The 26,175-nt window shown below is 45.4% G+C and carries 27 protein-coding genes; 14 read left to right on the top strand and 13 right to left on the bottom strand.

What is annotated here, in order from left to right; all coding sequences use genetic code 11:
- Positions 1 to 3 precede the first annotated feature (3 nt).
- From CLV42_RS08465 to mraZ, 8 genes are all read right to left on the bottom strand, one after another.
- Entirely contained in the window at positions 4 to 1,197 is a 1,194-nt protein-coding gene (locus CLV42_RS08465; RefSeq protein WP_106601478.1) for an FtsW/RodA/SpoVE family cell cycle protein, read from the bottom strand.
- A gap of 54 nt (positions 1,198 to 1,251) precedes the next feature.
- Positions 1,252 to 2,592 (bottom strand): UDP-N-acetylmuramoyl-L-alanine--D-glutamate ligase, encoded by a 1,341-nt coding sequence (murD, locus tag CLV42_RS08460; protein ID WP_106601477.1) that lies wholly within the window; start codon positions 2,590 to 2,592, stop codon positions 1,252 to 1,254.
- Positions 2,593 to 2,594: 2 nt separating this feature from the next.
- Positions 2,595 to 3,845 carry a phospho-N-acetylmuramoyl-pentapeptide-transferase gene (mraY, locus tag CLV42_RS08455; protein WP_106601476.1) on the bottom strand — a complete coding sequence of 417 codons (1,251 nt, stop codon included), beginning with the start codon at positions 3,843 to 3,845 and terminating at the stop codon, positions 2,595 to 2,597.
- 77 nt (positions 3,846 to 3,922) lie between these two features.
- Entirely contained in the window at positions 3,923 to 5,389 is a 1,467-nt protein-coding gene (locus CLV42_RS08450) for a UDP-N-acetylmuramoyl-L-alanyl-D-glutamate--2,6-diaminopimelate ligase (protein WP_106601475.1), read from the bottom strand.
- Positions 5,390 to 5,393: 4 nt separating this feature from the next.
- Positions 5,394 to 7,499, bottom strand: a complete 2,106-nt coding sequence (locus CLV42_RS08445; RefSeq protein ID WP_106601474.1) for a penicillin-binding protein — start codon at positions 7,497 to 7,499, stop codon at positions 5,394 to 5,396.
- A gap of 19 nt (positions 7,500 to 7,518) precedes the next feature.
- A complete protein-coding gene (locus tag CLV42_RS08440) occupies positions 7,519 to 7,947 on the bottom strand; it encodes an FtsL-like putative cell division protein (protein WP_245901565.1) in 429 nt (142 codons plus the stop codon).
- A gap of 25 nt (positions 7,948 to 7,972) precedes the next feature.
- Entirely contained in the window at positions 7,973 to 8,881 is a 909-nt protein-coding gene (gene rsmH / locus CLV42_RS08435; protein ID WP_106601473.1) for a 16S rRNA (cytosine(1402)-N(4))-methyltransferase RsmH, read from the bottom strand.
- A 6-nt stretch (positions 8,882 to 8,887) separates the two neighbouring features.
- Positions 8,888 to 9,355: a division/cell wall cluster transcriptional repressor MraZ gene (gene mraZ, locus CLV42_RS08430; RefSeq protein ID WP_089828277.1), complete on the bottom strand. Its 468-nt coding sequence runs from the start codon at positions 9,353 to 9,355 to the stop codon at positions 8,888 to 8,890.
- A gap of 1,093 nt (positions 9,356 to 10,448) precedes the next feature.
- On the opposite strand from mraZ, the gene CLV42_RS08420 reads away from it, so the two are divergent.
- From CLV42_RS08420 to CLV42_RS08380, 9 genes are all read left to right on the top strand, one after another.
- Positions 10,449 to 11,405, top strand: coding sequence for an outer membrane protein assembly factor BamD (locus CLV42_RS08420; protein ID WP_106601471.1), 957 nt, complete (start codon positions 10,449 to 10,451; stop codon positions 11,403 to 11,405).
- Positions 11,406 to 11,428: 23 nt separating this feature from the next.
- Positions 11,429 to 11,770 carry a DNA-directed RNA polymerase subunit omega gene (locus tag CLV42_RS08415; protein ID WP_089779550.1) on the top strand — a complete coding sequence of 114 codons (342 nt, stop codon included), beginning with the start codon at positions 11,429 to 11,431 and terminating at the stop codon, positions 11,768 to 11,770.
- An 80-nt stretch (positions 11,771 to 11,850) separates the two neighbouring features.
- Complete coding sequence (locus CLV42_RS08410; RefSeq protein ID WP_106601470.1) at positions 11,851 to 13,182, top strand: bifunctional phosphopantothenoylcysteine decarboxylase/phosphopantothenate synthase; 1,332 nt, start codon at positions 11,851 to 11,853, stop codon at positions 13,180 to 13,182.
- A 28-nt stretch (positions 13,183 to 13,210) separates the two neighbouring features.
- A complete protein-coding gene (porD, locus tag CLV42_RS08405) occupies positions 13,211 to 14,176 on the top strand; it encodes a type IX secretion system protein PorD (protein WP_245901563.1) in 966 nt (321 codons plus the stop codon).
- Positions 14,177 to 14,204: 28 nt separating this feature from the next.
- The gene (locus CLV42_RS08400) at positions 14,205 to 14,744 is read left to right on the top strand and encodes a DUF4296 domain-containing protein (RefSeq protein WP_106601468.1); all 540 of its coding nucleotides are present in this window, start codon (positions 14,205 to 14,207) and stop codon (positions 14,742 to 14,744) included.
- Positions 14,745 to 14,774: 30 nt separating this feature from the next.
- The gene (locus CLV42_RS08395; protein WP_106601467.1) at positions 14,775 to 15,470 is read left to right on the top strand and encodes a CoA transferase subunit A; all 696 of its coding nucleotides are present in this window, start codon (positions 14,775 to 14,777) and stop codon (positions 15,468 to 15,470) included.
- A gap of 38 nt (positions 15,471 to 15,508) precedes the next feature.
- Positions 15,509 to 16,168, top strand: a complete 660-nt coding sequence (locus tag CLV42_RS08390; protein WP_106601466.1) for a 3-oxoacid CoA-transferase subunit B — start codon at positions 15,509 to 15,511, stop codon at positions 16,166 to 16,168.
- Positions 16,169 to 16,878: 710 nt separating this feature from the next.
- Positions 16,879 to 17,724, top strand: a complete 846-nt coding sequence (locus tag CLV42_RS08385) for an aminotransferase class IV (protein WP_146154343.1) — start codon at positions 16,879 to 16,881, stop codon at positions 17,722 to 17,724.
- Between the two features lie 144 nt (positions 17,725 to 17,868).
- Entirely contained in the window at positions 17,869 to 19,173 is a 1,305-nt protein-coding gene (locus CLV42_RS08380) for a cryptochrome/photolyase family protein (protein ID WP_106601464.1), read from the top strand.
- A gap of 107 nt (positions 19,174 to 19,280) precedes the next feature.
- Here CLV42_RS08380 and CLV42_RS08375 read toward each other — a convergent pair whose 3' ends face one another.
- Both CLV42_RS08375 and mqnB read right to left on the bottom strand, forming a co-directional pair.
- A complete protein-coding gene (locus CLV42_RS08375) occupies positions 19,281 to 20,066 on the bottom strand; it encodes a 1,4-dihydroxy-6-naphthoate synthase (protein WP_106601463.1) in 786 nt (261 codons plus the stop codon).
- The gene (gene mqnB / locus CLV42_RS08370; protein WP_106601462.1) at positions 20,057 to 20,707 is read right to left on the bottom strand and encodes a futalosine hydrolase; all 651 of its coding nucleotides are present in this window, start codon (positions 20,705 to 20,707) and stop codon (positions 20,057 to 20,059) included. Before mqnB ends, CLV42_RS08375 begins: the two co-directional genes overlap by 10 nt.
- An 85-nt stretch (positions 20,708 to 20,792) precedes the next feature.
- Here mqnB and CLV42_RS08365 point away from each other — a divergent pair, with 85 nt between their 5' ends.
- Complete coding sequence (locus tag CLV42_RS08365; protein ID WP_106601461.1) at positions 20,793 to 21,206, top strand: 6-pyruvoyl trahydropterin synthase family protein; 414 nt, start codon at positions 20,793 to 20,795, stop codon at positions 21,204 to 21,206.
- Positions 21,207 to 21,274: 68 nt separating this feature from the next.
- Positions 21,275 to 21,862 carry a GTP cyclohydrolase I FolE gene (folE, locus tag CLV42_RS08360; protein WP_106601460.1) on the top strand — a complete coding sequence of 196 codons (588 nt, stop codon included), beginning with the start codon at positions 21,275 to 21,277 and terminating at the stop codon, positions 21,860 to 21,862.
- Between the two features lie 47 nt (positions 21,863 to 21,909).
- Here the strand turns inward: folE and CLV42_RS08355 are convergent, their stop codons facing one another.
- Complete coding sequence (locus tag CLV42_RS08355) at positions 21,910 to 22,422, bottom strand: DUF6169 family protein (RefSeq protein WP_146154342.1); 513 nt, start codon at positions 22,420 to 22,422, stop codon at positions 21,910 to 21,912.
- 281 nt (positions 22,423 to 22,703) lie between these two features.
- Positions 22,704 to 23,138 carry a hypothetical protein gene (locus tag CLV42_RS08350; protein ID WP_106601458.1) on the bottom strand — a complete coding sequence of 145 codons (435 nt, stop codon included), beginning with the start codon at positions 23,136 to 23,138 and terminating at the stop codon, positions 22,704 to 22,706.
- 226 nt (positions 23,139 to 23,364) lie between these two features.
- Here CLV42_RS08350 and fabD point away from each other — a divergent pair, with 226 nt between their 5' ends.
- Positions 23,365 to 24,258 carry an ACP S-malonyltransferase gene (gene fabD, locus CLV42_RS08345; RefSeq protein ID WP_106601457.1) on the top strand — a complete coding sequence of 298 codons (894 nt, stop codon included), beginning with the start codon at positions 23,365 to 23,367 and terminating at the stop codon, positions 24,256 to 24,258.
- Between the two features lie 53 nt (positions 24,259 to 24,311).
- Here the strand turns inward: fabD and CLV42_RS08340 are convergent, their stop codons facing one another.
- Positions 24,312 to 24,776 carry a GNAT family N-acetyltransferase gene (locus CLV42_RS08340; protein WP_106601456.1) on the bottom strand — a complete coding sequence of 155 codons (465 nt, stop codon included), beginning with the start codon at positions 24,774 to 24,776 and terminating at the stop codon, positions 24,312 to 24,314.
- 86 nt (positions 24,777 to 24,862) lie between these two features.
- On the opposite strand from CLV42_RS08340, the gene CLV42_RS08335 reads away from it, so the two are divergent.
- On the top strand, positions 24,863 to 25,357 hold the full coding sequence (locus CLV42_RS08335) for a DinB family protein (RefSeq protein ID WP_170117438.1): 495 nt from the start codon (positions 24,863 to 24,865) through the stop codon (positions 25,355 to 25,357).
- A gap of 48 nt (positions 25,358 to 25,405) precedes the next feature.
- Positions 25,406 to 26,101 (top strand): NUDIX hydrolase, encoded by a 696-nt coding sequence (locus CLV42_RS08330; RefSeq protein WP_106601454.1) that lies wholly within the window; start codon positions 25,406 to 25,408, stop codon positions 26,099 to 26,101.
- The last annotated feature ends 74 nt before the right edge of the window (positions 26,102 to 26,175 follow it).

Genomic DNA, 26,175 nt, shown 5'->3' with positions numbered 1-26,175 from the left:
TTTTTAAGCTGCCGGTTGAATACCGTTTTCTTCCATCACTTTGGCGATCCGCTCCTGTTCAATTCTCTTGCCTTCCAGTTCTTCCACATTGCGGGATACGCTGAGTATAATTCCTATGGCCAGGCTGGTAAAGATCACGGAAGAACCTCCCATACTTACCAGTGGTAGTGTAACCCCTGTTACAGGGAACAGTCCCACATTCACCGCCATGTTCGTAAGTGCCTGTATAACAAGCGTGACACTGAGTCCTACTGCGAGAAATGCGCCAAATGCATAAGGGCAGTTTCTGTAGATGCGAATGCTGCGTAACAGTAGCAACATATAGGCCATCAATATCAAAAAGGCGCCAAAGATACCATACTCCTCGATAATTGTTGCATATATATAGTCACTATATGCGTGAGGAAGAAAATTTCTTTGTGTGCTGTTGCCAGGACCCTTACCCAGTATGCCTCCGCCGGCAATCGCAATATTTGCCTGTTGCACCTGGTAAGGCAGATCTGAGCTATCATCTCCGGAGAAATGTTCCAGCCTGTTGATCCAGGTTTGTGTACGCATTTCATATCCTGTCAGCTTCGCGATGGCAAACATCAGTAACACTAAGACCACTACAGCTAAGACCATGGAAGCCAGGAACCTGACAGGTACCCGGCCTATAAAGCACAGTATCATGCAGCTGGCGCCCAGCAGCAGGGCTGTAGACATGTTTGCCGGCATGATCAGCACACAGATGATACTTACCGGTATAATGATGGGCAAGAAGCCCTTCCTGAAATCAGTGATCACGTGCTGCCGTTTGGACAGCTGTCTGCTCACATACATGAATATGGCCAGTTTGGCTACATCCGATGTCTGGAATGTCAGGTTGATAACTGGCAGTCTTATCCAACGGCTGGCGTCGTTGATGTTGTGTCCGAATGCCAGTGTGTAGATGAGTAATGGTATAGAGATAAGAAACCCTATCTGCGCAACACGCGAGTAAATAGTATAATTCACCTGGTGTGCGAAGTAGATGATCAGCAGCCCCATTCCCAGTACGCTCAGTTGTTTGAATAGATAGTACTCCGTGTGACCTCCCTGTTCCCGATACGCCAGCGATCCCGTGGCGCTGTAAACAGCGAGCAGGCTTACCAGCGACAGGAAGATAACGATCGTCCATATCACTCTGTCTCCTTTGGTCCTATGAAGTACGTCCATTTCACTCTTTTGGCGCCGGTTGTCTGAGTGTATTACTTTCAGACAACAAGCCGGTTACAGTTCTTTGACTGCCTCTTTGAACTGCTTGCCTCTGTCTTCGTAATTCTTGAAGAGGTCGAAGCTCGCACAGGCAGGGGAGAGTAATACTACATCTCCTTTTGTTGCGTGCTGGAATGCTGCCTGAACAGCATCCTTCATATTGCTTGTATCTACCATCACCGGTGTGTCGTTGGATAATGCTTCCTGGATAGGGGCATTGTCAACACCGAGACAGATGATAGCTTTTACTTTTTCCTTTACCAGGTCACGGATCGCGCTGTAGTCATTCCCTTTGTCCACACCACCCATGATCAGTACTACAGGATGTTCCATGCTTTCCAATGCAAACCACAGAGAGTTTACGTTGGTTGCTTTACTATCATTTATGAAATCCACTCCGCGCACAGTAGCTACATACTCCATGCGGTGCTCCAGGCTCTTGAAAGAGGTAAGACTCTCGCGGATCTTCTCTTTCCTGATGTCCATGGTGCGTCCTGCAATACCCGCTGCCATTGAATTATACAAGTTATGTTTGCCTTTCAGCGCAAGATCATACATTGATACGATCATTGGCTCATCATTCACCTGGATGTTCACCTGTTCGTTTGCCATAAATCCTCCTTGCTTTAATGGTTCCATGATAGTAAAGGGTATTGTTGTTGAATAAATAGTTTGCTTCCTTAAATAATCGCTGATCTCGGGATCATCCATGCAATAGACAAAGTAGTCTTCCGGGCCCTGGTTCATTGCTATGCGGAATTTTGATGCCACATAGTTCTCCATTTTGTATTCATAACGATCCAGGTGATCTGGTGTTATGTTCAGCAGAATGGCTACGTTGGGCTTGAATTCCTTAATATCATCCAGCTGGAAACTGCTGACCTCTACGATGTAGTAATCCGCCGGTGCAGTGGCTACCTGCCTTGCATAGCTAAGGCCGATATTTCCCACCATGGCTGCTTTCAGTCCTGCTCTTTCGAAGATGTCGAACGTCAGTGCAGTGGTAGTGCTTTTGCCGTTGCTACCGGTGATAGCAATGACCTTGCTGTCTTTGCTGAACCGGTAAGCGAATTCTATTTCGGAGATCACTGGTACCTGTTTTTCCCGCACTTTTTTCATCAACTCGCTCTTCTCAGGTATGCCAGGACTTTTGATGATCTCATCAGCATGCAGGATCACATCCCAGGAGTGCTGCCCTTCTTCAAACGGAATATGGTTGACTGCCAGTTCCTGTTTGTAGATATCCTTTATAGCTCCGCCATCAGACACAAATACATCATACCCCTGCTGCTTGCCTAGCAGGGCAGCGCCGATACCACTTTCGCCGGCTCCAAGTATGATGAGTTTCTTTTGCATGTTTATCTCATTTTCAACGTTGCTATAGACACTGCTGCACAGATAATGGTCACGATCCAGAACCTTGTTGCAATTTTACTTTCGTGATATCCCAGCTTCTGATAGTGGTGGTGGAGAGGAGACATCCTGAAGATGCGCCTTCCTTCGCCATATTTCTTTTTAGTGTATTTGAAGTAGGACACCTGCAGCACTACACTGAGATTCTCTACCAGGAACACACCACAGAAGATAGGTATCAATAATTCCTTTCTTACAATGATCGCGATGGAAGCAATGATGCCTCCCAATGCAAGGCTACCGGTATCACCCATGAATACCTGCGCCGGATAAGCATTGTACCAGAGGAAGCCCACACATGCACCCACAAAGGCAGCAATGAAGATGGACAATTCACCCAGGTTAGGGATGTACATGATGTTCAGATACTCCGCAAACTGAATGTTACCCGATACGTAGGCAAAGATGCCGAGACACACACCGATCACTGCCGAAACACCCGTGGCCAGCCCATCGAGGCCGTCTGTGAGGTTGGCGCCGTTTGAAACGGCTGTGATGATCACTATTACGATCAGGATATACAGGATGAATGTATATTTCTCCGCACCTTCTCCCATCCAGGAGATCAGTTTGGCATAGTTGAACTCATGATTTTTTACGAAAGGAATGGTGGTGATCGGCGTCTTTACATCTGCGAACCGGTGTCCATCCTTTGTAACCCTTTCTTTGTGGTGCACATCTTTTTCGTAGGAAGCGAGTTTGTTACCGCTGATGATCTCACGCGAGATCACTACGTTGTCATTGAAATACAGTGTGCTGCCTATGATGATACCCAGACCGATCTGTCCGAGTACTTTAAACTTGCCAGCCAGTCCTTCTTTATTTTTCTTGAATACCTTGATGTAGTCATCCAGGAATCCGATCAGTCCCAGCCATACGGTACATAAGAGCATCAGCCATACATACACAGTTTTGATCTGAGCGAAAAGGAGGGTAGGAATAAGAATGGAAGACAGTATGATGAGACCACCCATGGTAGGGGTACCTTTCTTTGCGTTCTCTCCGGCAAGGCCCAGGTCGCGGATGGTTTCCCCGATCTGTTTGCGTTGCAGGTAACGGACAATACGCTTACCTAGTAACAAAGAAATCGCTAACGACAGCAGCAATGCCATTGTAACACGGAAGGTGATGAATTGAAACATCCCGCTACCGCTGAAGTTTAATGATTTGAGATAGTTAAATAAGTAATATAGCATATAGTTAGTTAGTCTCTGTCAGTCGCCCGTAGTCGTTACTTACAGGTTTAGTTTTGTTAGTTGTCTCAGCATTGTTGTTATTTCCCCATGAGCTCCAGCATTTCACGTAACACCTGTTTGTCGTCGAAAGGGTGTTTCACTCCTTGGATGTCCTGGTATTTTTCGTGGCCTTTGCCGGCTACCAGGATAATATCTTCCGGGTTGGCCAGGCTTACAGCCGTTTTAATGGCTTCTTTTCTGTCAGTGATCGACAGTGATTTTTTCCTCTGGTGCACAGGTATACCTGCTTCCATCTGGTGAATGATGGCTACCGGATCTTCTGAGCGTGGATTGTCAGAAGTCAGGATCACCTTATCACTGTGTTCAGTTGCTACTGCTGCCATAACGGGGCGTTTAGCGGTATCGCGGTCGCCGCCGCAGCCTACTACGGTAATCACCTGTTCGTTGCCTTTGCGCAGGTTCTTGATAGTGGCCAGTACGTTCAGCAGTGCATCTGGTGTATGTGCATAATCGACGATACCAATGATCCTGTCATTGACAGACATGATATAATCGAATCTGCCTTCAGCACCAGAGAGGTCGCTGAGTGCCTGCAGTACTTCGTCTTTATCCTGTCCCAATAAAATGGCGGCGCCATATACTGCCAGTAGGTTGTATGCATTGAATTCACCTATCAGGCGGAAATGCACCTCTTTTTCATTCACGGTCATGATCAGCCCTGTCAGGTTGTTTTCAAGGATCTTACCCTTGAAATCAGCCACTGTACGCAGGCTGTATGATTGTTTCTTTGCCCGGGTATTCTGCAGCATTACGTTGCCCCGCTTGTCATCCAGGTTGGTGAGTGCAAAGGCAGTAGGCGGCAGTCCGTCAAAGAAGGCTTTTTTCACCCTGATATATTCGTCGAAGGTCTTGTGGTAATCCAGGTGATCGTGTGTGATGTTGCTGAATATTCCACCGGCGAACTTCAATCCCGCAATACGTTGCTGATGCACTGCGTGGGAGCTGACTTCCATGAACACATATTCGCAGCCTTCGTCCACCATCTCTGCCAGCAGGGCATTCAGGTGAATAGCGTCGGGCGTGGTATGTGTAGCCGGAACGATCTTGTCGCCGATCTGGTTCTGAACAGTAGATAGCAGTCCGCAATGGAAGCGCAGTTTACTGAACAGGCGGAAGAGGAGGGTAGCGATGGTGGTTTTACCATTGGTACCTGTCACACCCACCAGTTTCAGCTTATGTGACGGATTATCGTAAAAGTTACCTGCGATAACACCAGCTGCGGTAGCGCTGCTGTTTACAAGTACATAGGTAATCCCTTCTGCCAGGCTTTGTGGCAGTTCTTCACAGATGATAGCTGCGGCGCCCTGTGCGAGGGCTTTATCTATAAACAGATGACCATCTGCATGTACGCCTTTTATTGCAATAAAGGCATCTCCCTGACCGATGGCCCGGGAGTCAATGCTCAATGAGTTAACTGCAGTATCAGTACTGCCGTGTACCTCACGGATGCTCACATTGTATAGTATGTCACGCAACGTCTTCATTCTCTTAACTCAGTTCTATTACGATTGTCTGATTTTTTTCTAACAGGGAGCCGCCGGGTATTGACTGACTGGTCACCTTTCCAGCTCCTTTGATGATCACACGCAACCCTGCATTCTCTAACAGGTACAGGGCATCTTTTAAGCCCATCCCCGTTACATTGGGCACTCCACCTTTCACTTGCTGTACCTGCGCAAAAGCGATCTTTTTATCATCCACTTTCGGGCTTACCCAGCTGCTGTTATTCACATTGCCTGCCATTGGCAGGTTCAGTTTGTTCAGTATTGTTTTCCATTCGCGTCCCTGTCCGTTTTTAAACGCCAGCAATGTATCTACTGCCAGGGTAGCGCGCATGGGCTTTTGTTTCTCAACAGCGATCGCGTACAGTTTATCTGCCACTTCGCGGAACACTGGTCCTGCTACCGCGCCTCCGTAGAACTTCGCCGCGTCGGCTTTGTTCTTGATCACCACTACACAGGTGAACTGCGGATCGTTGGCCGGGAAGTACCCTGCAAATGAAGACTGGTAGATCTTATCTACGTACCCCCGATTACCATTGGCTACCAGGGCGGTACCGGTCTTACCGGCAAATTTGTAATACGGCGACCATAAAGCTTTAGCCGTACCATTGGTCACCACACCTTCCAGCATCTGTCTTACCTGCCTGAGCGTGTTCTGCGAGCAGATACTGTCCATCACTACTTCCGGATCGAAGTATTCCACCGGCTGACCATATTCCATGATAGCGTTTACCAGGTAAGGCTTCATCATGGTACCGTTATTAGCGACTGCGTTGTATAACATGCAGGTCTGTAACGGACTTATTAACACTTCGTATCCAAAGGCCATCCATGGCAGGGTGGTGGAACTCCATGTTCTTGACTTCGTATTCTTGATCACCGGTTTACCTTCCCCTACGAGGTCGATACCGGTGGGTTTGTCCAGCTTCAGTTTCCGCAGGTGCGCTACGAAGTCGTTGGGCCTTTTCGCGTAACACTGCATGGCCAGTTTTGCCATTCCCACGTTGGAGCTCAGTTCGAAAGCATGTTTGATGCTGACGTTTGTTTGTCCCGGGTGCGGTTCGGAATCAAACACTGTTCTCTTTCCAATCTGCCAGCGGCCTTCGTTCAGGTTTACCTGGTTGTTCATGGTGACGTACTGGTCATCCAGTGCGGCGATCACGGTAGCCAGTTTGAAGGTGGACCCTGGTTCGCCAACCTGTAAGGCATAGTTCATGTCTTCCCAGTAGCTGCCATCGGGTTGCTTGCCCAGGTTGGCAATGGCTTTTATCTTACCGGTTTTCACTTCCATCAGGATGCAGGTGCCGTGTTCAGCTTCATTGCTCACCATCATATTCATGAGCGCTGTTTCTACGATGTCCTGCATATTGACGTCGATGGTGGTGATGATATCTCGTCCATTTTCAGGTTCGATATCGTATCCTTCCACGGGAACGAATGTTCCACCGGCGATACGGCGCATCAGTCTTTTACCTGTAACGCCTTTTAAATATTTATCGTAGGTCCTTTCGAGGCCTACGTTCTGTGCATTTTCCCTTGCCAGTCCTATTGTACGGTTAGCCAATAGTTTGAAGGGGTTGATGCGTTTATTTTTCGTTTCTGCGATCAGGCCGCCTTTATTCTTTCCCAGTTTGAACATCGGGAAGTCGCGGACTGCCTGGTATTGGGTAAAAGTCACGTCTCTTTTAAGGAGATAGTACCTGTCTTTGTTTTTATACGCGTCCCGCAGGATATGTTTGTATTCAGCGGGTGTATGATCACCGAACAGGCCGGAAAGGCGAATGGACAATGAGTCTACATTGTCTGTGAAGATCTTTCCTTTATTTTCCCGCAAGCCATCAGCAGCAAAATCCACCCTCAGGTTAAAGTAAGGGATGGAAGTGGAAAGCATTCTGCCTTCTTCTGAGTAAATGGTACCGCGGTCAGCATCGAGAGAAACGTAGCGGGTATGGAGGCTGTCTGCCATACTGCGCCAGTAGTTGCCCTGTACATTCTGAACGACGAACACTTTTACGAGGATTGCCACACCAAACAGTCCCATGCCAATAAAGCATAGATACACACGCCACAATATGTCTTTCTTTACTTCCACTGTTTGTTATGTATAAAGGTTATTCCTTTTTCTCCAGTTCAATTTTCTGCGGCGGAGAGTTAAGCGGTTTTAGTCCGAGGGGCTCAACTGCTTTACCTACTTCGCTCATTTTACTGCGGAACATCAGTTCACTTTTGACGTTGAGGTACTCCCATTTGAGTTCCTTTATTTCTTTGCCAAGTTTATTGATGCGCCGGATCTTTTTTTCTGCCAGGTGACTGTTAGCGATATATATCAGTGCGAGCAGGGACAGGAACCCGATGAACGGCATGTTTCGTGTAATGGCCCTGTAGTTGATACGAAGGCGCCATTCCTTCTTATGTTCATGCTGTTCCGGCTGTTCTTCCGGGGTCTCGTCGACGTCTGATATGTATGCTTCTTCGTCCTGCAACACTTTATTATTATTTATGCTACTAAGCCAATGTAACCTGTTATTACGCAGGTACATTGGCATAGCGATTTCATAATCAGTCTTATAATTTTTCGGCTACCCGGAGTTTTGCACTTCGGGACCTCGTATTGCGCTTCAGCTCTTCGGGGCTGGCAGTTACTGGCTTTTTAGTCACTAATCTGAAGAGTTTAGGAGGTGTCTCAAAGGAGAACGTGTCATCCTGCACTTCAAATTGTCCCATTTTCATAAAGTTTTTCACCAGTCTGTCTTCCAGTGAGTGGAAAGTGATAATGGCGAGTTTGCCGCCTGGTTTTAGCACTTCCGCTGACTGGGTCAAGATATCTTTCAGGGCACCAAGTTCATCGTTGACTGCAATTCGCAGGGCCTGGAATACTTGAGCCAGGTATTTCTGCGGATTGCCTTTTACTATCGGCTGAATTACAGATTTGAATTCACTGATGGTACGCATAGGTCTTGCCTTGCGTTCCTGTACAATGATCTTTGCGAGGGTACGGGCGTTTGTTACTTCGCCATATTCCTGAAAGATCAGGTGTAGTTCTTTTTCGGTAGATGATTGCAGGAGGGCAGCGGCGGTTTGCGTAGCGCGCTTATCCATCCGCATGTCCAGGTCGCCGTCGAAGCGGGTACTGAAACCTCTTTCTGCTGTATCGAACTGCCAGGAAGAAACTCCCAGGTCAGCCAGAATGCCATCTACCGGGACTGACTTGTATAATTTCAGGAAGCGTTGCATATGCCGGAAGTTCTGTTGAACAAAGGTGACCCTGGGATCATCTATCCTGTTGGCGTATGCGTCTTCGTCCTGGTCAAACACAACCAATCTGCCGTTTTCATTTAGTTGTTCCAGGATTGCCCTGGAATGGCCTCCTCCACCAAAAGTGGCATCTACATATACACCGTCGGGGCGTATCTGCAGGTTTGTGATCACTTCCTGCAATAACACGGGCAGATGATATGCTGAACCTTCTTCCATACTCGGTTAAATCGAAATATTATTATCTCCGCCTCCCATCACTTGTTGGGCCAGGTCACTAAATGATCCTGGTGAGAAATTTTCAAAGAACTCCTGGTATTTACCTTTATCCCAGATCTCTATCTTGTTGGTTGCCGCCGCCAGTACAATGTCTTTTTCAAGAGAGGCGTACGACATCAGGTTTTTTGGTACTAATAATCTCCCTGCACTGTCCAGTTCACATATTGTAGCTCCATTCAGAAAATAGCGCCGGAATTCCCTAACTTTCGGATCGAAGTCGTTCAGTTTACTGATACGCTCGAAAATTGGCTGCCATTCATTCATGGGATACAAAGACAAACATTTTTCAAACCCTCGGTTCAGTACAAACTGCTCCCCTGCGCTTTCTGCCAGCTGCTTTTTAAAGCCAGCGGGTAGAAGAAAGCGCCCTTTTGCATCCAGCGTAGCCTCATATTCACCGAGAAAGCCTGTCATACTTGGGGGCGAAAGTCCTTGAAAAACACTTTTCTAACACAAAATAACACTTTTTCCCACTCTCTAACGAAAAAATGAATTATAAATTTTTTCCACAGTAGTTTTTTCCCTATAATATTGAATTGTGTGAGTTTTATTGTGTAATGAATGTGAATTCATGTGAATAGTATGTTAATAACATGTTTATAAGTGTGTATTTCTTGTTTATAACCGGGTTGGTTTACTTCTCTTAATAGTGGAAGTAATACGCTAAGTAGCTCAGTTTCAGTATGGGATGGCGGTCGGCGCCTCTCTGGAGGGCTATTTAGCATTGTCAAGCGAATAGGGCTTGGGGATATATTAAGCAGCATCTGTCGTATCACCCGAGAGCCGAAGGCCCGCCATTCCCATCTGAAACTGTTGCTACTTAAGCGTTCCTGCTAAATATCAAGTGTCTGATTATTAATGATTTTCTGTTTCAAGTCCAATCATGCGTCTGGTATGCGTCTGGTATGAAGCGTGTATAAAGCGTGTATAAAGCGTGTATGGAACATATTAAGTCAATGGCAAAGGCATAGTGAAGGCAGGACAACGCCATGGTTAAAGCGTAGTAAGTAGTAGTAGGTGAAGCACACAAACAAAACGCCTTTGATAATTGGGACATGGGATATTCCAGGAGGGAACGCTTAAGTAGCAACGGTTTCAGATGGGAATGGCGGGCCTTCGGCTCTCGGGTGACACGACTGATGCTGCCCAATAGATATCCCAAGCCCCATTCGCTTGACAATGCTAAATAGTCTTCCAGAGAGGCGCCGACCGCCATCCCATACTGAAACCGGGCTACTTAGCGGGAATTGAAAGTGGAACGGATGCCTTCGTATAGCTTGTTTTTGGTTTTCTGTGGTAAAAAGTGGAAAAAAGAGATTTTCGTGGTAAAAAGTGGGGGAATAGGATCCAGGTGGTAAAAAGTGGAGGACTTTTTAAGGGTATTCTTATTCATCCGCAGATAAGAGAAGGCAAGTCGTCCTGCCGGGGCCGGCTTTTGCAAAATTTTAACAGCTTCGATACCCGGCCTATCTTACATTTACATTTAATTCTTAACTTTGCCCTCTTTATGCGGAAAATAGTTATATACATCAGTCTTTTTGTAGCAGTAACCGCTTCAGTATCATGTAATACGGAACTGCGCAGAATTGAAAAAAGCAAGGACTACGAAGCCAAGCTGGCATACGCTGACAAGTTGTATGCTAAAAAGAAATATACCGCAGCCCAGGGGTTGTACGAATCTTTGTTCCAGGTATATAAAGGAACTGATAAGTACGAACCTATCTATTATAACTACTGCTATTGTTCTTATAAGATGAAGGATTATGTACAGGCCGGGTTCTATTTCAAGAACTATCTTGACAACTTCCCGAACAGTCCCAGAGCGACCGAGATGGACTATATGCAGGCTTACTGCTATTATAAGCAGTCCCCGAAGGTACAGCTGGACCAGACCAATACCCAGAAGGCTATTGCCGCCATGCAGACCTACATCAACAATTATCCTACTTCCGATAAAGTACCTGAGGCCAACCTCGTGATCGAACTGAGTCGCAGGAAGCTGGAAAAGAAAGAATATAATAACTCAGAGTTATACTATAACTTAGGATATTACAAGGCTGCGGCCATCTCTTTTAAGAGCCTGATGCGTAATTATCCGGATTCTGACAAGAGTGATGAATATAAGTATATGGCTATCAAGGCTTATTATCAATATGCCAAAAATAGCATCTGGGAAAAGCAGAAGGAACGTTACGACGAAGTGCTCTCTGAGTACCTGGATTTTGCCGATCACTATCCGAAGAGCAAATTGAAGGGAGATGCCGAGAAATATTATACCTTAGCACAAGGTAACATCAAAACGCTCGAAAGTTATACCACCACAAATGCAAAACCCGAGCGTCTGAAGAAAGAGGCAAAGAAAGCTGAAAAAGCAGCTAACAAAGCTGGAAAGGCTGACAAAACAGATAAACCTGAGCAATCAAAGAAGTCTGAGAAAGCCGATACTGAAACTAAAAACAATTAATAAACACAATAATTCCCTGGAGAATGAGCAAAATAAAAAGAGGTCTCACCAGTAGCATCAATCCGATGGTAGAAACTAAAAGTACTACCGAGATTAAGAGCAAAACTGGTAACCTGTATGAATCTATTGCAGTGATCGCGAAACGCGCCAACCAGATCAATATATCTGTGAAGGAAGAACTGCACTCCAAGCTGGAAGAATTTGCCAGCCACACAGACAACCTGGAGGAAGTGCATGAGAACAAAGAGCAGATTGAGATCTCCCGTTTCTATGAGAGAATGGCGAATCCGGCTATCCAGGCTACACAGGAATTCCTGGAAGATAAGATCTACTTCCGCAGGAACGACGACGACTTGTATAGTTAAGTAGTTTGACTGAAAAATATCTAACTTCATGGCGGCAGAAATATATTTCTGCCGCCTTTTTGTTTAATAGCCAATCCGTCATGCTTCAAGGAAAGAAAATATTACTGGGTGTATCCGGCAGCATCGCTGCCTACAAAGCTGCTACGCTTGTCAGGTTGCTGGTAAAAGAAGGTGCAGACGTGAAAGTGGTCATGACCCCGTCTGCCTGCGATTTTATTACGCCGCTGACCCTGGCTACCTTGTCTAAGCACGAAGTGCCGGTGACCATCAGCGATAACCAGAGCTGGAACAACCATGTGATGCTAGGCCGCTGGGCGGACGTCATGCTGGTAGCGCCGGCGTCTGCCAATACCCTGTCCAAAATGGCCAATGGCGCCTGCGATAACCTGCTGATGGCAACCTATCTGTCAGCTACCTGCCCCGTGCTTTTTGCGCCTGCGATGGACGAAGATATGTGGCACCACCCTGCTACAAAGAACAATATCAGTAAGTTGCTTTCCTACGGGCATCAGCAGATACCGGTAGAAAAAGGAGAACTGGCCAGTGGCCTGTTCGGGGAAGGCCGTATGGCAGAGCCGGAGAATATTGTAAAATACCTGGAAGCACATTTCAGCGACAGACAATCCCAGCATACATCAGCAGCAACGCCTGGTGGTGTTAGTCCGATAGGGCAGTCGGCTGTGGGTCCATCAGCACAGTATGTTGATCAACAACAGTTTGCCTCTGCCGGCCTGCCGCTGAAAGGAAAAAAAGCCCTGGTAACTGCTGGTCCTACGCAAGAACCGTTGGATCCTGTACGTTATATCAGTAACCATTCCAGCGGAAAGATGGGAATTGCCATTGCAGATGCGTTGGCAGCTGCCGGAGCAGAGGTGACCCTGGTACTGGGACCTACAGGTCTGTCGGCGGGCAATCCTGCCATCAATACCATCCGGGTAGTGACTGCCGAAGACATGTTTAACAGCAGTGCCGCTCATTTTACCCAGGCAGATGTTATTGTGATGGCAGCAGCAGTAGCGGATTATCGTCCAAAACATGTGGCAGATATCAAGATGAAGAAAGGAGAGGGAGATGCCCTGACGCTGGAACTGGAAAAAACGAAAGATATCCTGCGTACGCTGGGCGCAACCCGTACCGACAAACAGGTATTGGTGGGATTTTCACTGGAGACGAACAACGAAAAGGAATATGCCTTGAAGAAACTCCGTGAAAAACACCTGGACCTTGTTGTAATGAATTCCCTGAATGATAAAGGCGCCGGCTTTAATCATGATACCAATAAAGTAACTTTATTCGATAAGAAGGGCGATGCAAGAGACCTGCCACTGAAGTCGAAACTGGCCGTGGCGCAGGATATAGTGGCTGCTATTGTGGATATCGTTCACCTTAACAGCGCTCCCCTGGTAGTCTAAACACACGCTCTATAACAGAATGATCACAATGGCAAATAACGCTCACTTATGGTATGCCAAACACAGGTCCTGGTGTTTTGCACTCATTATGTCAATAGCAGGAACATTGCTGGCCCTGTTACCCGCACAGGCACAGGAGCTCCGCGCAAATGTTACGGTTACTACCGGCAGGCTGGTAAATAATAACACCAGCCGGAAGGTGTTTACCACCCTCCAGAATTCCATCAGGGAGTTCCTGAATGGCCGCAGATGGACTGACGAAGCGTATACGCCTGCAGAACGTATAGAATGTAATTTCCTGGTCAATATCACTGAAGACCTGGGCAATAATACCTTTAAGGCCACCCTCACCGTACAGGCTACCCGGCCGGTATACAATGCAGGCTATCTGACCAGCCTCCTGAATACACAGGACCAGAATGTGGTGTTCCGTTATGTGGAGTTTCAGCCGCTGGAATTCAGTGATAACCGTGTAGTGGGAAATGACCCGCTGGCGTCCAACCTGACAGCGATCCTGGCTTATTATACTTATATTATCCTCGGACTGGACGCCGATTCTTTTGCTGCCAGAGGAGGAGACGATTTCTATAAGAAGGCGTTGAACATAGTGACCAATGCGCCTGACGGAAAAGACATTGCCGGATGGAAGCCTTTCGAAGGCAACCGTAACCGCTACTGGCTGCAGGACAATCTGCTGAATGTGAAATTCGCCCGCTTTCATGATGTGATGTATCAGTATCACCGGCAGGGGCTGGATATGATGTATGAGGATATGACGAAGGGGCGTAATGCAGTGATGAACTGTCTGAATATGATGTATGCCATCTACCAGGATATACCCAATTCTATGCTGATGGCGACGTTCTTTACCGCCAAAGCGGAGGAACTGCAGAAGATCTTTGCCAAATCACCTCCGCAGGAAAAATCACGCGCGGCACAATTACTTGCCATTATGGACGTCACCAATGCTGCGAAATATCAGCAGATGAAATAGTTTTGCATTCTGAAGAAGGAAATCATTTATGTATAGAATTATAGCAGTTTGCCTGGTGCTGTTGATAACGGCGTGCGGAGAGGCAGATAAAGTACCGAAAGATGTTCTGTCAAGAGAAAAGATGCGCGATGTGTTACTGGACATGAATATGGCAGATGCATACAGTAGCATTACAGATGAAGACCAGGCCAACCTGATCGTCCATGACTCTGTGCGCAAGCAACGGGCAAAGGTGTATCTCCGCCAGATCCTGGACATGCATAAACTGACCCCCAAAGAGTTTAACCGCAGTTATGCCTATTATGAGTCACACCCCAACAAGTTCAAGGAGGTGTATGATATGATGTTCACCGCTATTTCCAATGATAAGAACATGCTGGACCTGAACGTGAAGCGGCAGGAATATCTGAAAAACCCCCGTTCTCTTTTGCCGGTTAATAATAATAGCCTAAATTCAGGCGACCAGGATACATTAATTCCATTTGTTAAGAAAAATAAGAGAGGCATCATCGACCAGCTGCCATCCAGGCATGCCCCCATGCCTAAACTGGCCAAACCAAGGAGCTGAAGCCATCCTCTTTAAAAACATCACCAAAACATGAACAAAGTTGTAGCGAATGCTGATGAAGCATTGCATGACATCCGTGACGGCGCTACCTTAATGCTGGGCGGGTTTGGTTTGTGCGGCATCCCCGAAAACAGTATTGCCGCCTTAGTACGTAAAGGTATCAAACAGTTAACCTGTATTTCCAACAATGCCGGTGTGGACGATTTTGGCCTCGGATTGCTGCTGAAAACCCGGCAGATCAAAAAGATGCTTTCGTCTTATGTGGGAGAGAACGCTGAATTTGAACGTCAGCTGTTGTCGGGAGAACTGGAGGTAGAACTGATTCCCCAGGGTACCCTGGCTACCCGTATCCAGATGGCCGGTATGGGTATTCCCGCATTCTTCACACCTGCCGGTTACGGCACCGAGATCGCTGCCGGAAAAGAATCGCGTGAATTCAATGGCAAGCAATATCTGATGGAGATGGCCCTGCATGCTGATTTTTCTATCGTGAAAGCCTGGAAAGGGGATACAATGGGCAACCTGGTATTCCGGAAAACCACCCGCAATTTCAGTACACCCATGGCCAAAGCTGGCAATATCACCATTGCCGAAGTAGAGCACCTGGTGCAACCGGGAGAACTGGACCCGGATCAGATCCACGTGTCCGGGATCTATGTACACCGCATCTTCCAGGGAAGTAATTATGAAAAACGTATTGAGCGGAGAACCGTAAAAATGGGTTAACCCTCAAGCTTACTGCAACCTCAAATCTGAAAATTCTTATGTCTTTAGATAAATATGGCATTGCCAAAAGAATAGCACAGGAACTGCGTGATGGTATGTATGTAAACCTGGGCATTGGTATCCCGACCCTGGTGGCCAACTTCATACCGTCAGGCATTTCTATCATGTTACAGTCTGAAAATGGATTGCTGGGTATGGGGCCTTATCCCGAAGAAGAGGAGATTGATGCAGACCTGATCAATGCCGGTAAGGAAACCGTCACAGTGCTGCCGGGAGGCGCCTTTTTTGACTCCGCAGAGAGCTTTGGTATGATCAGGGCAGGAAAGGTCGATCTTACCGTATTAGGCGCAATGGAAGTGTCAGATACCGGCGATATTGCCAACTGGAAAATACCTGGTAAAATGGTAAAAGGGATGGGAGGGGCAATGGACCTGGTAGCATCTGCGAAAAATATTATCGTGGCAATGATGCATACAAATCCAAAAGGGGAGAGCAAATTGCTACCAACGTGTACGTTACCGCTGACAGGTGTATCCTGTGTAAAGAAAGTGGTCACTGAACTGGCGGTAATGGACATCACTCCGGAGGGTTTTCATTTACTGGAAAGGGCCCCAGGTGTGAGCGTGGAGGAAATCATTGCCAAAACTGCAGGACGACTGATAGTCAATGGGGATATACCGGAAATGAAGCTGAATTAAGCACTGGACCAGGAATTGGGATACCGTGCGATCATCCTTAGTGTGAAATTCTCAATTCCTAGTTTTTTATTTTTTCATAAGTATTATCCCTCATATTTGCAATACCCTTAACTTGCTATTGTATAATAAAACAAATTCAGCATCTTTGCTGTGTCAACTACTGTTAGTAGGAAGTAAGTAAACAGCATTCGAAAACAGATCCGATATCAGAAGCTAATATATCCCCGTGCAGGGAGAAACCAAAACTTAAGTCGTACAATGTGAAAAGCATTGTGAAAATTGTCGTGAAACGTTCAGAGAATCAAGCAACACTATGAAAGTAAGACCACGTATGTATCTATCCTGAATGGAGAAGAATATTGAATGATTACAGGTACCGAATGGTATATGTTGGAATTTGATTCCTGTCATGTGATTGTTCGAAGTGTCCTATTTATCTTATACTTTTTTTGAACTATGAAAGAATACTGTGTCACACTTAACGAAGTGCAAGCCAGTACAGGGTTTGTGCGTAGTATTGCCTGATGGCTTCCGTATGATCAGCAGTTTCCTTTATTGGGTTGTCAGTTATTACAGGCGTTCATCCCTGATTACGGGAAGAACCCCTGTCCTATGTGAAAAAAGTCGGTTATCCGGCATCAGGCCGGGTAACCGCTACCCATTTTTACCCCATTAATTTTCCGTAACTTAACAGTCCATTAAATGCTAAAGTGTTCGAAGTGCAATCGGGGTCTCTATGTTATAATGGTAAGTTTATTGCGGCGTCCGAGCCTATATTAACGGCCGATAACCGTTCCTTCCGTTATGGAGATGGTTGTTTTGAAACCATGCGGGTATATCAGGGAAAGATCTTACTGGCCGACCTGCACTTTGAACGGCTGATGTCCAGCATGAACCTCCTTCATTTTGATGTTCCCCAGCATTTTACCAAAACCTATTTTACCAGGCTTGTAACAGAGCTTTGCAGCCGGAATGGTCATGATCGGCTGGCAAGGGTAAGGCTGACTGTTTTCAGGTCAGACGGAGGCTTGTATGACCCCATAAATAACATCCCGAATTTTATCATCCAGAGCTGGGAACTGAACCGGCAGGTGCTTGAATTGAACGAGAGCGGATTAAGGCTGGATATTTTCCCTGATGTGAGAAAGGCGAGCGATAAATACTCATATATAAAGTCGAATAATTGCCTGCCATATGTGATGGCCGCCATGTATGCCAAGCAGCACCGCATTAATGAAGCAGTATTGCTGAACCCGTGTGGCAGGGTGGCGGATACTACTATTGCAAATCTTTTTATAGTGCATGGACGTGAAATTATTACACCTCCCTTATCAGAAGGAGGCGTGTGCGGTGTGATGCGTAAGAATCTTTTACGCATGGAACTGCCTTTCACCGTTACAGAAAAACCCATAACAGTAGCCGATCTTGAGATGGCAGATGAAATCTTTCTGACCAATGCCGTAACCGGCATCCGATGGGTGGGTGCATTCCGCGACAGCAGCTATGGAAATGCAACTGCGGTCATACTACATGAGCTCATCCACGAAGGATTATAGATAAAAATATACGACTACCTATTTATAACACTATGTACTGAAACCGAACGGCAGTGGCATATTTTTAGTGGAACTTTCTTTGTTTTATCCGATTTATCTTGTACCTGAGATTGTTTATTTGAGAATGCAAAACTAACCACTCTTATGCCTCCAACAATTAATTTATGCTGGTTACGACGTGACTTACGTTTACTGGACCAGGCAGCTTTATACCACGCATTAAAGTCGTCAAACCCTGTTGTCCCTGTCTTTGTGTTTGACACAAACATTCTGGATGATCTTGAAGATAAGCATGACAGACGTGTCACTTTTATTCATGATACATTGAATGATCTGCAGGTGAAGCTCAGTAAACTGGGCAGCACGCTGGATGTTTATTACGGGACTCCACAGGAAGCATTTGAACACTGGACTACACACTACAATGTGCGGGAAGTGTTCACCAATATTGACTATGAGCCGTATGCCATAAAGCGGGATGCGGATATTGCAAAACGGCTGAAGGAAAAGGGAATTGGCTTTCATCAGTACAAAGACCAGGTGATCTTTGACAGGAATGAAATAGTGAAAGATAACGGAGAACCATATACGGTATTTACACCTTATAGTAAAAAATGGAAAACATTACTGAATGATTATTATTTACAAGCATATCCTACAGAGAACTATTTCAGGAATTTCTTTAAACAGAAAACCAAAAAGGTACCAAGCCTGCGTGCTATCGGATTCCTTGCAGGAGACAGGGGATTCCCCTCTGTAAGAGTAAAGGACAGCGTGATAAAGAACTATGATAAAACACGGGACCTGCCGGGCATTGAAGGTACTACACATATCGGATTGCATCTGCGTTTTGGCACCATGAGCATACGTGAAATTGCAGACCGTGCGAAGCAGTTGAACGAGACATTTCTTGATGAACTGATATGGCGTGATTTCTTTCAGATGATACTATGGTATTTCCCACATGTGGTAGAATATTCTTTCCGTCGTGAATATGATAACATACGATGGCGGAATAATGAAAAGGAGTTTCAGCAATGGTGCGACGGACAAACAGGTTATCCGCTTGTAGATGCAGGCATGCGTGAATTAAATACGACAGGTTTTATGCACAACCGTGTGCGTATGGTCGTGGCAAGTTTTCTTACGAAACATCTGTTGATAGACTGGCGTTGGGGAGAAGCTTATTTCGCTAAGAAATTACTCGATTATGATCTGGCCGCAAACAATGGTAACTGGCAATGGGCGGCAGGTTGTGGTTGTGATGCAGCGCCTTATTTCAGGGTGTTCAATCCAACATTGCAGCAGGAACGTTTTGACCCTTCTTTTGAATACATCAGAAAATGGGTGCCTGAATTTGAAGAGCTGACTTATGTGAAACCAATGGTGGCGCATGAGCAGGCACGCAAAAGAGTACTTGAAGTGTATAAGGCCGCATTGGCTTCTTAGGTCATCGTAATAAAGGAAGCGCGGTAGTAATACGACCATTAAGACATAAATAGCCCACAGACAATGCAAGTCATCTGTGGGCTGTTTTTTTATTTATACACTAACATTTATGCGTATACGGACATCAGTCTGTCCACTGCTGCTTTACCTGCTTCGCCAAGTCCAAGACTGAAATCATTTACATACAGATCAATATGCTGACGCATCACTGATTCATCCATTTCCTGTGCATGAGCAGTTACATAGGATGATAATGCAGGATAATGTTTGTAGGAATATTGCAGGCTGTCATGTATCAGCTGATCTACCTGTTGTTTGATATGATCAGGAACATCTTTGCGAATGAAGATGCCACCTAACGGAATAGGGCTGCCGGTGGTACTTTCCCAGTATTCACCGAGATCTATAATCTTTACAAGACCTTTCTGCTGATAGGTGAACCTGTTCTCATGAATGATCACACCTGCATCTACTCTACCGTCCAGCACTGCATTCTCTATATCAGAGAATATCAGCACTTCTTTTTGTTTGGCTTCGGGAAAGGCAATAGAGAAGAGTAAGTTAGCGGTGGTATTTTCTCCCGGGATAGCGATCTTACAATCTTTGATCTTTTCCTGCGGGATATCTTTTTTAGCGATAAGCAGTGGTCCGCAACCTCTGCCTAAAGCGCTGCCACTGTTGAGCAGTTCGTACTGGTCTTTCACTTTCTGGTATACGCCGAAACTCAGTTTGGTAATAGCCAGTTTGCCCTGCATCGCCCACTTGTTCAGTGTTTCAACATCTTCAAGTTGTGTGCTGAAGCTAAGGCCTTTGGTATCGATCTTGTTATTCACCATTGCGTCAAAAATGAATGTATCATTCGGGCATGGTGAGAATCCTAATGTTAGTTCCATCGTTCAAAATATTTAATCAATGTATCATTCAGTTCTTTAATAGCCAATTGGATCTTCCATTTGCTTTTATCTCTTACTTCCACATAGTTGGAGATACTCCGCAATTGCATAAAGGGAATTTTTTCCAGCAGGCAGGCATAATGAAAAGCGGCGCCCTCCATACTTTCGACTTCTGGCTTATACTTGTCAAGCAGCAGTTGACGGGTGCGCTCGCTACCGCTGACGGTATTGATGGTAACACCGGAAGCGGTGGGCAATTCTGGTAGGTGAGGGACGTTCTGTAGCGGATTAATCAGCTGCCTGTTAGTGAACGGCGCCTGATCTGGTTGCCATAATTGTATGTCAAACAGGTCTTTATAAGCCTGGTCATCCTCAACGCCCAGGTCGCCTAGCTGTTCTTTATCGATGATCACTACTTTTCCCATATCCCAGGAATGATCAAAACAGCCGGCAATACCGGCCTGAATGGCAAAATCAGGACGGGATGAGGCGAACTGTCTGCCAAGCTGGTAGGCGGTGTGCATCATGCCGATACCGCCGATCAGGGTGGTTACCTGGCAATTCCGGTAATTCTTTCCGGCCAGATGGTCCATAAAGGGTTGGATTTCAAAGGTAGTAGCTGCGGTAACCAGTATTTTCATGGTGCAAAGGTAGCTGCTTTTGCTATTGTGTAACGATCGATTCTAATCGAATTATTGTATTTTTGCGGAAAATATAGAGTTAATAATGATCTATTTAACGCGTGTGGAGAACTTCAATGCGGCGCATAAGTTGTCCAATCCCGCTTGGAGTAAGGAAAAGAATGAGGAAGTGTTTGGTAAATGTGCTAATGAAAACTGGCACGGTCATAACTATGAATTACACGTCACTGTGAAGGGAACGCCGGATCCGGAAACCGGATTTGTATTTAATGCCAAAACACTCGGTGTACTTATCAAGGATTATATCGTGGAGAAGGTCGACCACAGGAATCTGAATATTGATGTTGATTTCATGGCTGGTATATTTACTTCCGCTGAGAATCTCGCTATCGGCATCTGGGACCAGCTTACACCTCACCTGCCCGCTGGAGTTGAGTTACATTGTATCAAGCTGTATGAGACGCCACGTATCTATGTGGAATACTTTGGTGGTAAATAAGCGATGAGAAATCCCCGTACCGTGGGTATTCAGGAATTGCCGATTATTAGACTAAGTTAATTATAGTAATGGCTTACAATAAGATAGAAACGTATGATGAAAAGATAACGAATGACCTTATTCATCATTACAAGAGCAGCATAGAGTTATTAGGAGAAGATGTATCGAGAGAGGGGCTATTGAAGACACCGGAGCGTGTAGCGAAGGCAATGCAATTCCTTACTGAAGGTTACCAGATGGATGCGAAAGCAATCCTGGAAGGGGCCCGGTTTACAGAAGCGTATAGTGAAATGGTGATCGTAAAGGATATTGAGTTGTATTCCCTGTGCGAACACCATATGTTACCTTTCTTCGGAAAGGCGCATATTGCCTATATTCCTAATGGGTACATTACCGGTCTGAGCAAACTGGCCCGTGTGGTAGATGTGTTTGCACGCAGGCTACAGGTACAGGAGCGTATGACACATCAGATACTGGATGCTATCCAGGAAACGCTGCAGCCGTTGGGAGTAGGGGTAGTGATAGAGGCGCAGCATCTTTGTATGATGATGCGTGGTGTGCAGAAGCAGAACTCTGTGACGACGACATCTGCGTTTTCAGGGCAGTTTGAAGATGGGAGGACGAGGAATGAGTTTATGCGTTTGATTACGAAATAAACGTTCAATAAAAAGATTGTGAACCGTCTGCATTCAGGCGGTTTTTTTTATTGAAGTATAGCGACATAGCTTGTTACTGATTGATCAATATCAGGAAAGAACTCATCAATTGTTGCGTAAAAAGCACTTACATAATAATCCTTCAGGGGACTATCGGAGCGTACCAGAATTGATGTATAAAATCCCTCTTTGTTATAAGTCTCATGGCAATCGAATTTTTCGATCGGTGCGTTGGCCTCTTTATGCCATTTATTAAATGTAATCTTCCTATGACGGCCATATCCATCACAAGTATCACAGAAGAATAAAAGGCCGATTTCTGGATTTCTCTGAAAGAATTCCAGAATCGCGTGCAGGATAGTATTTTTGATTTTACCATCATATTTCCTGTTGCTGATTTTATGAGGCTCATGATAAAACCCGAATGACATTACCTTAATATCATCACCGTTACTATCTTTTAGATAATAACTTGTAAAGTATAAGCAGTATGTTAATCCGGAATCTGTCGTGAAATTGTAGCCTTCTTTTGTAGGTATAAGACTATATCGGCTTGACAAAGTTAATGTCTTTAAGTGTAGACAGTGATTCTCCCTTAATAATAGCATTCCGTATCCGTTGCTTATCTGCCAGGATTTTGGCAAATAGATTAGTAGCTTTCTGAGGCTTGGATATGTTATGTATTTTCTTGTTTTTCATCGTAAACGAAACTAAAAAAACTCTTTGAGAAATAATCACCTCTAAAATGTTACCCCTTATAATATTTATTTTGTTTTCCTTGTAAATTAGTGATATTTAAATAGTTATAGTGGTATTATTGACGATGTTCATTTTATTCATTTCACCTCAACACACTCACCGCTATATCATAAACACGCTGACAATAATCACTATCCTCGATAACAGCTGGCAATACCAGTGTATAACTCCAGGTATCCCTTAATATCAGCACTGAAGAATAAGGATCAATCGCCTCTTCCACGTCATCTTCTATCTTTGTCGTGATCTCGACATTATATTCCAGCCGGTGTACTCTTCTGGCGAGTATTACAAAGCATCCTTCTCCCCGTTCATTCACCGCATAGCCGTTTTCACAGTATTCCTGGAAAGCCTTTTTGTCTTTCGCCAGAACATACTCATATACCTCATCTTCCACAACTTCCACCTCCTCTACAATGAGGTGTGCATCGCGCTTTTTCAGATCATCAATAAAAACCGGGAAGAATTCATTGAATTCTTTATTTGAAATAATGGTGTAATCATTTCCTGTTATCATTACAGTAAGTATTTTAATCCCTGTTAAAGAATTACATGTGTTCTACTGAACGGATCGAAATGCTACATGGAGATAAGGTCAATGCAATTTAAACAACCAAAGCAATAATACCGTCTTTTTTAGACGGGATTTTGATATATCACAAAGAGTATGAATATTTGCAATCCAGTTACCAAGATATATGTAGAAATATTAATGCATGTGTCAGGTACGTAAACCAAATCAGATGAAACACGCTTACGTTTTTCCAGGACAGGGTTCTCAGTTCCCGGGTATGGGCAAGAATCTGTATGAGAGCAATCCTAAAGCAAAAGAGCTTTTCGAGAAAGCCAACGAAATTTTGGGCTTCCGTATATCAGATATTATGTTTTCCGGTACCGAGGAAGACCTGAAACAGACTAAAGTGACGCAGCCGGCAGTGTTCCTGCATAGCGTAATCGCTTTCCTGTGTGCAGAACCGGTAGCAAAACCAGACATGGTAGCAGGACATTCCCTGGGTGAGTTTTCGGCGCTGGTGGCCAATGGTACACTGACATTTGAAGACGCATTACGCCTGGTATTCATACGTGCTACTGCTATGCAGAAGGCTTGTGAGCTGCAGCCATCTACTATGGCGGCTGTATTGGCGCTGGATGACGCAAAAGTAGAGGAGATCTGTGCTGCTGTAAGCGCGGAGACAGGAGAAGTAGTCGTACCTGCCAACTTCAACTGCCCCGGCCAGCTGGTGATTTCCGGCTCCATTAAAGGTATTGACGTAGCCTGTGAAAGAATGAAAGCGGCTGGTGCTAAGAGAGCCCTGGTACTGCCTGTAGGTGGTGCATTCCACTCTCCATTGATGGCACCTGCCAAAGAGGAACTGAAAGCGGCTATTGAGAAAACAACTTTCAGCACGCCGTCCTGCCCGGTATATCAGAACGTGGTAGCTAAAGCTATCAGTAGTCCGGCTGAGATCAAGCAAAACCTGATCGATCAGCTGACAGGCGCGGTACGCTGGACACAGTCCGTACAGGCGATGGTAGCTGATGGTGCAACTACATTTACAGAAGTAGGCCCTGGTAAAGTACTGCAGGGACTGATCGTGAAGATACAGAAGGATGCCGTGGTGAACGGGATCAGCTAATTTGAAAAAGGGATCAGGGTATAATTCCTGATCCCTTTCTCTTTTTAAAAGTTTTAAAAGTCGATGCTGGCATTCCACCACTCAGGGTCGAAATTGGCATTTAGTTTCTTATAGAAGTTGATAGCAGGTTCATTCCATTCCAGTACCTGCCAGTTCATGCCTTTCAGCTTCTTTTCCCTTACTTCCTCAAACAATTTTTCAAATAACATATTGCCTATACGTCTGCCTCTGAAGCTCTCTGTCACGATGAGATCTTCCAGGTATAATCTGCATCCTTTCCAGGTAGAATAACGGATATAATAAAGGGCAAAACCGACAATCGTTTCTTTTCCATCTGCTGTATGGACAGCTGCAAACGCTTTCCATACAGGGTTTTGGCCGAATCCTGCCTCCTCAAACTCCTCGAGTGTTACAGTGACTGCTTCCGGTGCTTTTTCATATACTGCCAGCTCCCGTATGAGCTCCATGATTCTCGGACAATCCTCTTTTCGTACGTCCCTAATAGTAATTTTTTCCATGTTCCTTCAGGATTATTTACCTGCACATGCTGGCAGGTGCGATATTTTTTGGTATTTTGGTGAAGATAGTAACTAAAATTATATCCATGAAGGATATCCTGCTCAGCTATGCAGCTTATAACCTTTGGGCTAACAATAGGATAGCGGATGTATTGAAAAAGTTGCCGGATACACAGCTGGACCAGGAAACAGGCAGCAGCTTCGGAAGTTTACGTAAAACGGCATACCATATGTGGGATGTGGAAAGCCTGTGGTACCAGCGTTTACACCTGGTCGAACAGGCGGTCAAGCCCTCTGTTGGTTTTGAAGGCACGTTTTCAGAAGCGTGTGCCCGTTGGCAGCAACAGTCTCAGTTGCTGGCAGATTGGGTGAAACAGGTGCAGCCTGTCAGATTAGCGCATGTGGTGGCATATTACGATACCCGGAAACAATATTGTAAATCAACCGTTATAGAAATACTGATGCAGGTATTTAATCATGCCACGTATCATCGCGGTCAGCTGGTAACTATGTTGCGGCAGGCCGGTATTACTAAAATTCCCGTTACTGATTACAGCGAGTTCGCAAGAAGCAGAAAATAGCAGCATCTTTGCAGCTGATCAGCACAAGACAGACAATCAATTATTTCAATGAATGCACAATCATTTTATGCTAATGTACCGCAACACCTGGTAGCAGTAGATTGTATTATTTTTGGGTTCGAAAACAGTAAACTGAAGTTGCTCATCATGCAACGTAAAGTAGATCCCATGCAGGGCGAATGGTCTTTAATGGGTGGTTTTCTCCAGAAAGATGAGAGTGTGGACGAAGCGGCTGCGCGGGTATTAAAGCTAACTACGGGACTGGAAAACATTTACATGGATCAACTGGCCTGTTACGGCGATGTAGGCCGTGACTCGGGCGCCCGGGTAATATCTATGGCGTATTTTGCCCTGATCCGCATCCGGGAACATGAACATAATCCCACCCAGCAATACAGCGCACACTGGCTGGAATTGCATCAGATCCCTAACCTCATCTTCGACCATCGTCAGATGATCGCTGACGCGCTGAAGAAATTGAGAGATAATGCTCATTTTCATCCTATCGGCTTTGAACTGCTGCCCGAAAAATTCACCCTTTCCCAGCTACGCAGCCTGTATGAGGAAATCTTCCAGCACGAGCTGGATAAACGTAATTTCCGTAAGAAGATCCTGTCTATGAACATATTAGAGAAACTCGAAGAAAAGGATAAAACGACCTCAAAGAAAGGAGCGCACCTGTACCGGTTCGATAAACAGAAATATGAAGATTTAAAAAGGAGAGGACTGGTGTTCGAAATATAGCAGTATCTTGTAGCGGAAAGCAGGCGAAATCATTATAATACATCTGTTTATTATTGTACATCTTCCGTAATAAG

The sequence above is a fragment of the Chitinophaga ginsengisoli genome (assembly GCF_003014595.1).
GTDB classification, from domain to species: Bacteria; Bacteroidota; Bacteroidia; order Chitinophagales; family Chitinophagaceae; genus Chitinophaga; species Chitinophaga ginsengisoli.
This window is presented reverse-complemented; position numbering and strand designations above follow the sequence as displayed.

Coding starts and splice junctions, on each gene's coding strand:
- CLV42_RS08375 (WP_106601463.1), bottom strand. CDS start 20,066: ATGGAACTAACATTAGGATTCTCACCATGCCCGAATGATACATTCATT.
- CLV42_RS08415 (WP_089779550.1), top strand. CDS start 11,429: ATGAGCAAAATAAAAAGAGGTCTCACCAGTAGCATCAATCCGATGGTA.
- mraY (WP_106601476.1), bottom strand. CDS start 3,845: ATGCTATATTACTTATTTAACTATCTCAAATCATTAAACTTCAGCGGT.
- CLV42_RS08395 (WP_106601467.1), top strand. CDS start 14,775: ATGAACAAAGTTGTAGCGAATGCTGATGAAGCATTGCATGACATCCGT.
- CLV42_RS08365 (WP_106601461.1), top strand. CDS start 20,793: ATGATCTATTTAACGCGTGTGGAGAACTTCAATGCGGCGCATAAGTTG.
- porD (WP_245901563.1), top strand. CDS start 13,211: ATGGCAAATAACGCTCACTTATGGTATGCCAAACACAGGTCCTGGTGT.
- rsmH (WP_106601473.1), bottom strand. CDS start 8,881: ATGGAAGAAGGTTCAGCATATCATCTGCCCGTGTTATTGCAGGAAGTG.
- CLV42_RS08440 (WP_245901565.1), bottom strand. CDS start 7,947: ATGTACCTGCGTAATAACAGGTTACATTGGCTTAGTAGCATAAATAAT.
- CLV42_RS08390 (WP_106601466.1), top strand. CDS start 15,509: ATGTCTTTAGATAAATATGGCATTGCCAAAAGAATAGCACAGGAACTG.
- murD (WP_106601477.1), bottom strand. CDS start 2,592: ATGCAAAAGAAACTCATCATACTTGGAGCCGGCGAAAGTGGTATCGGC.
- CLV42_RS08400 (WP_106601468.1), top strand. CDS start 14,205: ATGTATAGAATTATAGCAGTTTGCCTGGTGCTGTTGATAACGGCGTGC.
- fabD (WP_106601457.1), top strand. CDS start 23,365: ATGAAACACGCTTACGTTTTTCCAGGACAGGGTTCTCAGTTCCCGGGT.
- CLV42_RS08380 (WP_106601464.1), top strand. CDS start 17,869: ATGCCTCCAACAATTAATTTATGCTGGTTACGACGTGACTTACGTTTA.
- CLV42_RS08335 (WP_170117438.1), top strand. CDS start 24,863: ATGAAGGATATCCTGCTCAGCTATGCAGCTTATAACCTTTGGGCTAAC.
- CLV42_RS08330 (WP_106601454.1), top strand. CDS start 25,406: ATGAATGCACAATCATTTTATGCTAATGTACCGCAACACCTGGTAGCA.
- CLV42_RS08465 (WP_106601478.1), bottom strand. CDS start 1,197: ATGGACGTACTTCATAGGACCAAAGGAGACAGAGTGATATGGACGATC.
- folE (WP_106601460.1), top strand. CDS start 21,275: ATGGCTTACAATAAGATAGAAACGTATGATGAAAAGATAACGAATGAC.
- CLV42_RS08340 (WP_106601456.1), bottom strand. CDS start 24,776: ATGGAAAAAATTACTATTAGGGACGTACGAAAAGAGGATTGTCCGAGA.
- CLV42_RS08450 (WP_106601475.1), bottom strand. CDS start 5,389: ATGAAGACGTTGCGTGACATACTATACAATGTGAGCATCCGTGAGGTA.
- CLV42_RS08350 (WP_106601458.1), bottom strand. CDS start 23,138: ATGATAACAGGAAATGATTACACCATTATTTCAAATAAAGAATTCAAT.
- CLV42_RS08420 (WP_106601471.1), top strand. CDS start 10,449: ATGCGGAAAATAGTTATATACATCAGTCTTTTTGTAGCAGTAACCGCT.
- mqnB (WP_106601462.1), bottom strand. CDS start 20,707: ATGAAAATACTGGTTACCGCAGCTACTACCTTTGAAATCCAACCCTTT.
- mraZ (WP_089828277.1), bottom strand. CDS start 9,355: ATGACAGGCTTTCTCGGTGAATATGAGGCTACGCTGGATGCAAAAGGG.
- CLV42_RS08410 (WP_106601470.1), top strand. CDS start 11,851: ATGCTTCAAGGAAAGAAAATATTACTGGGTGTATCCGGCAGCATCGCT.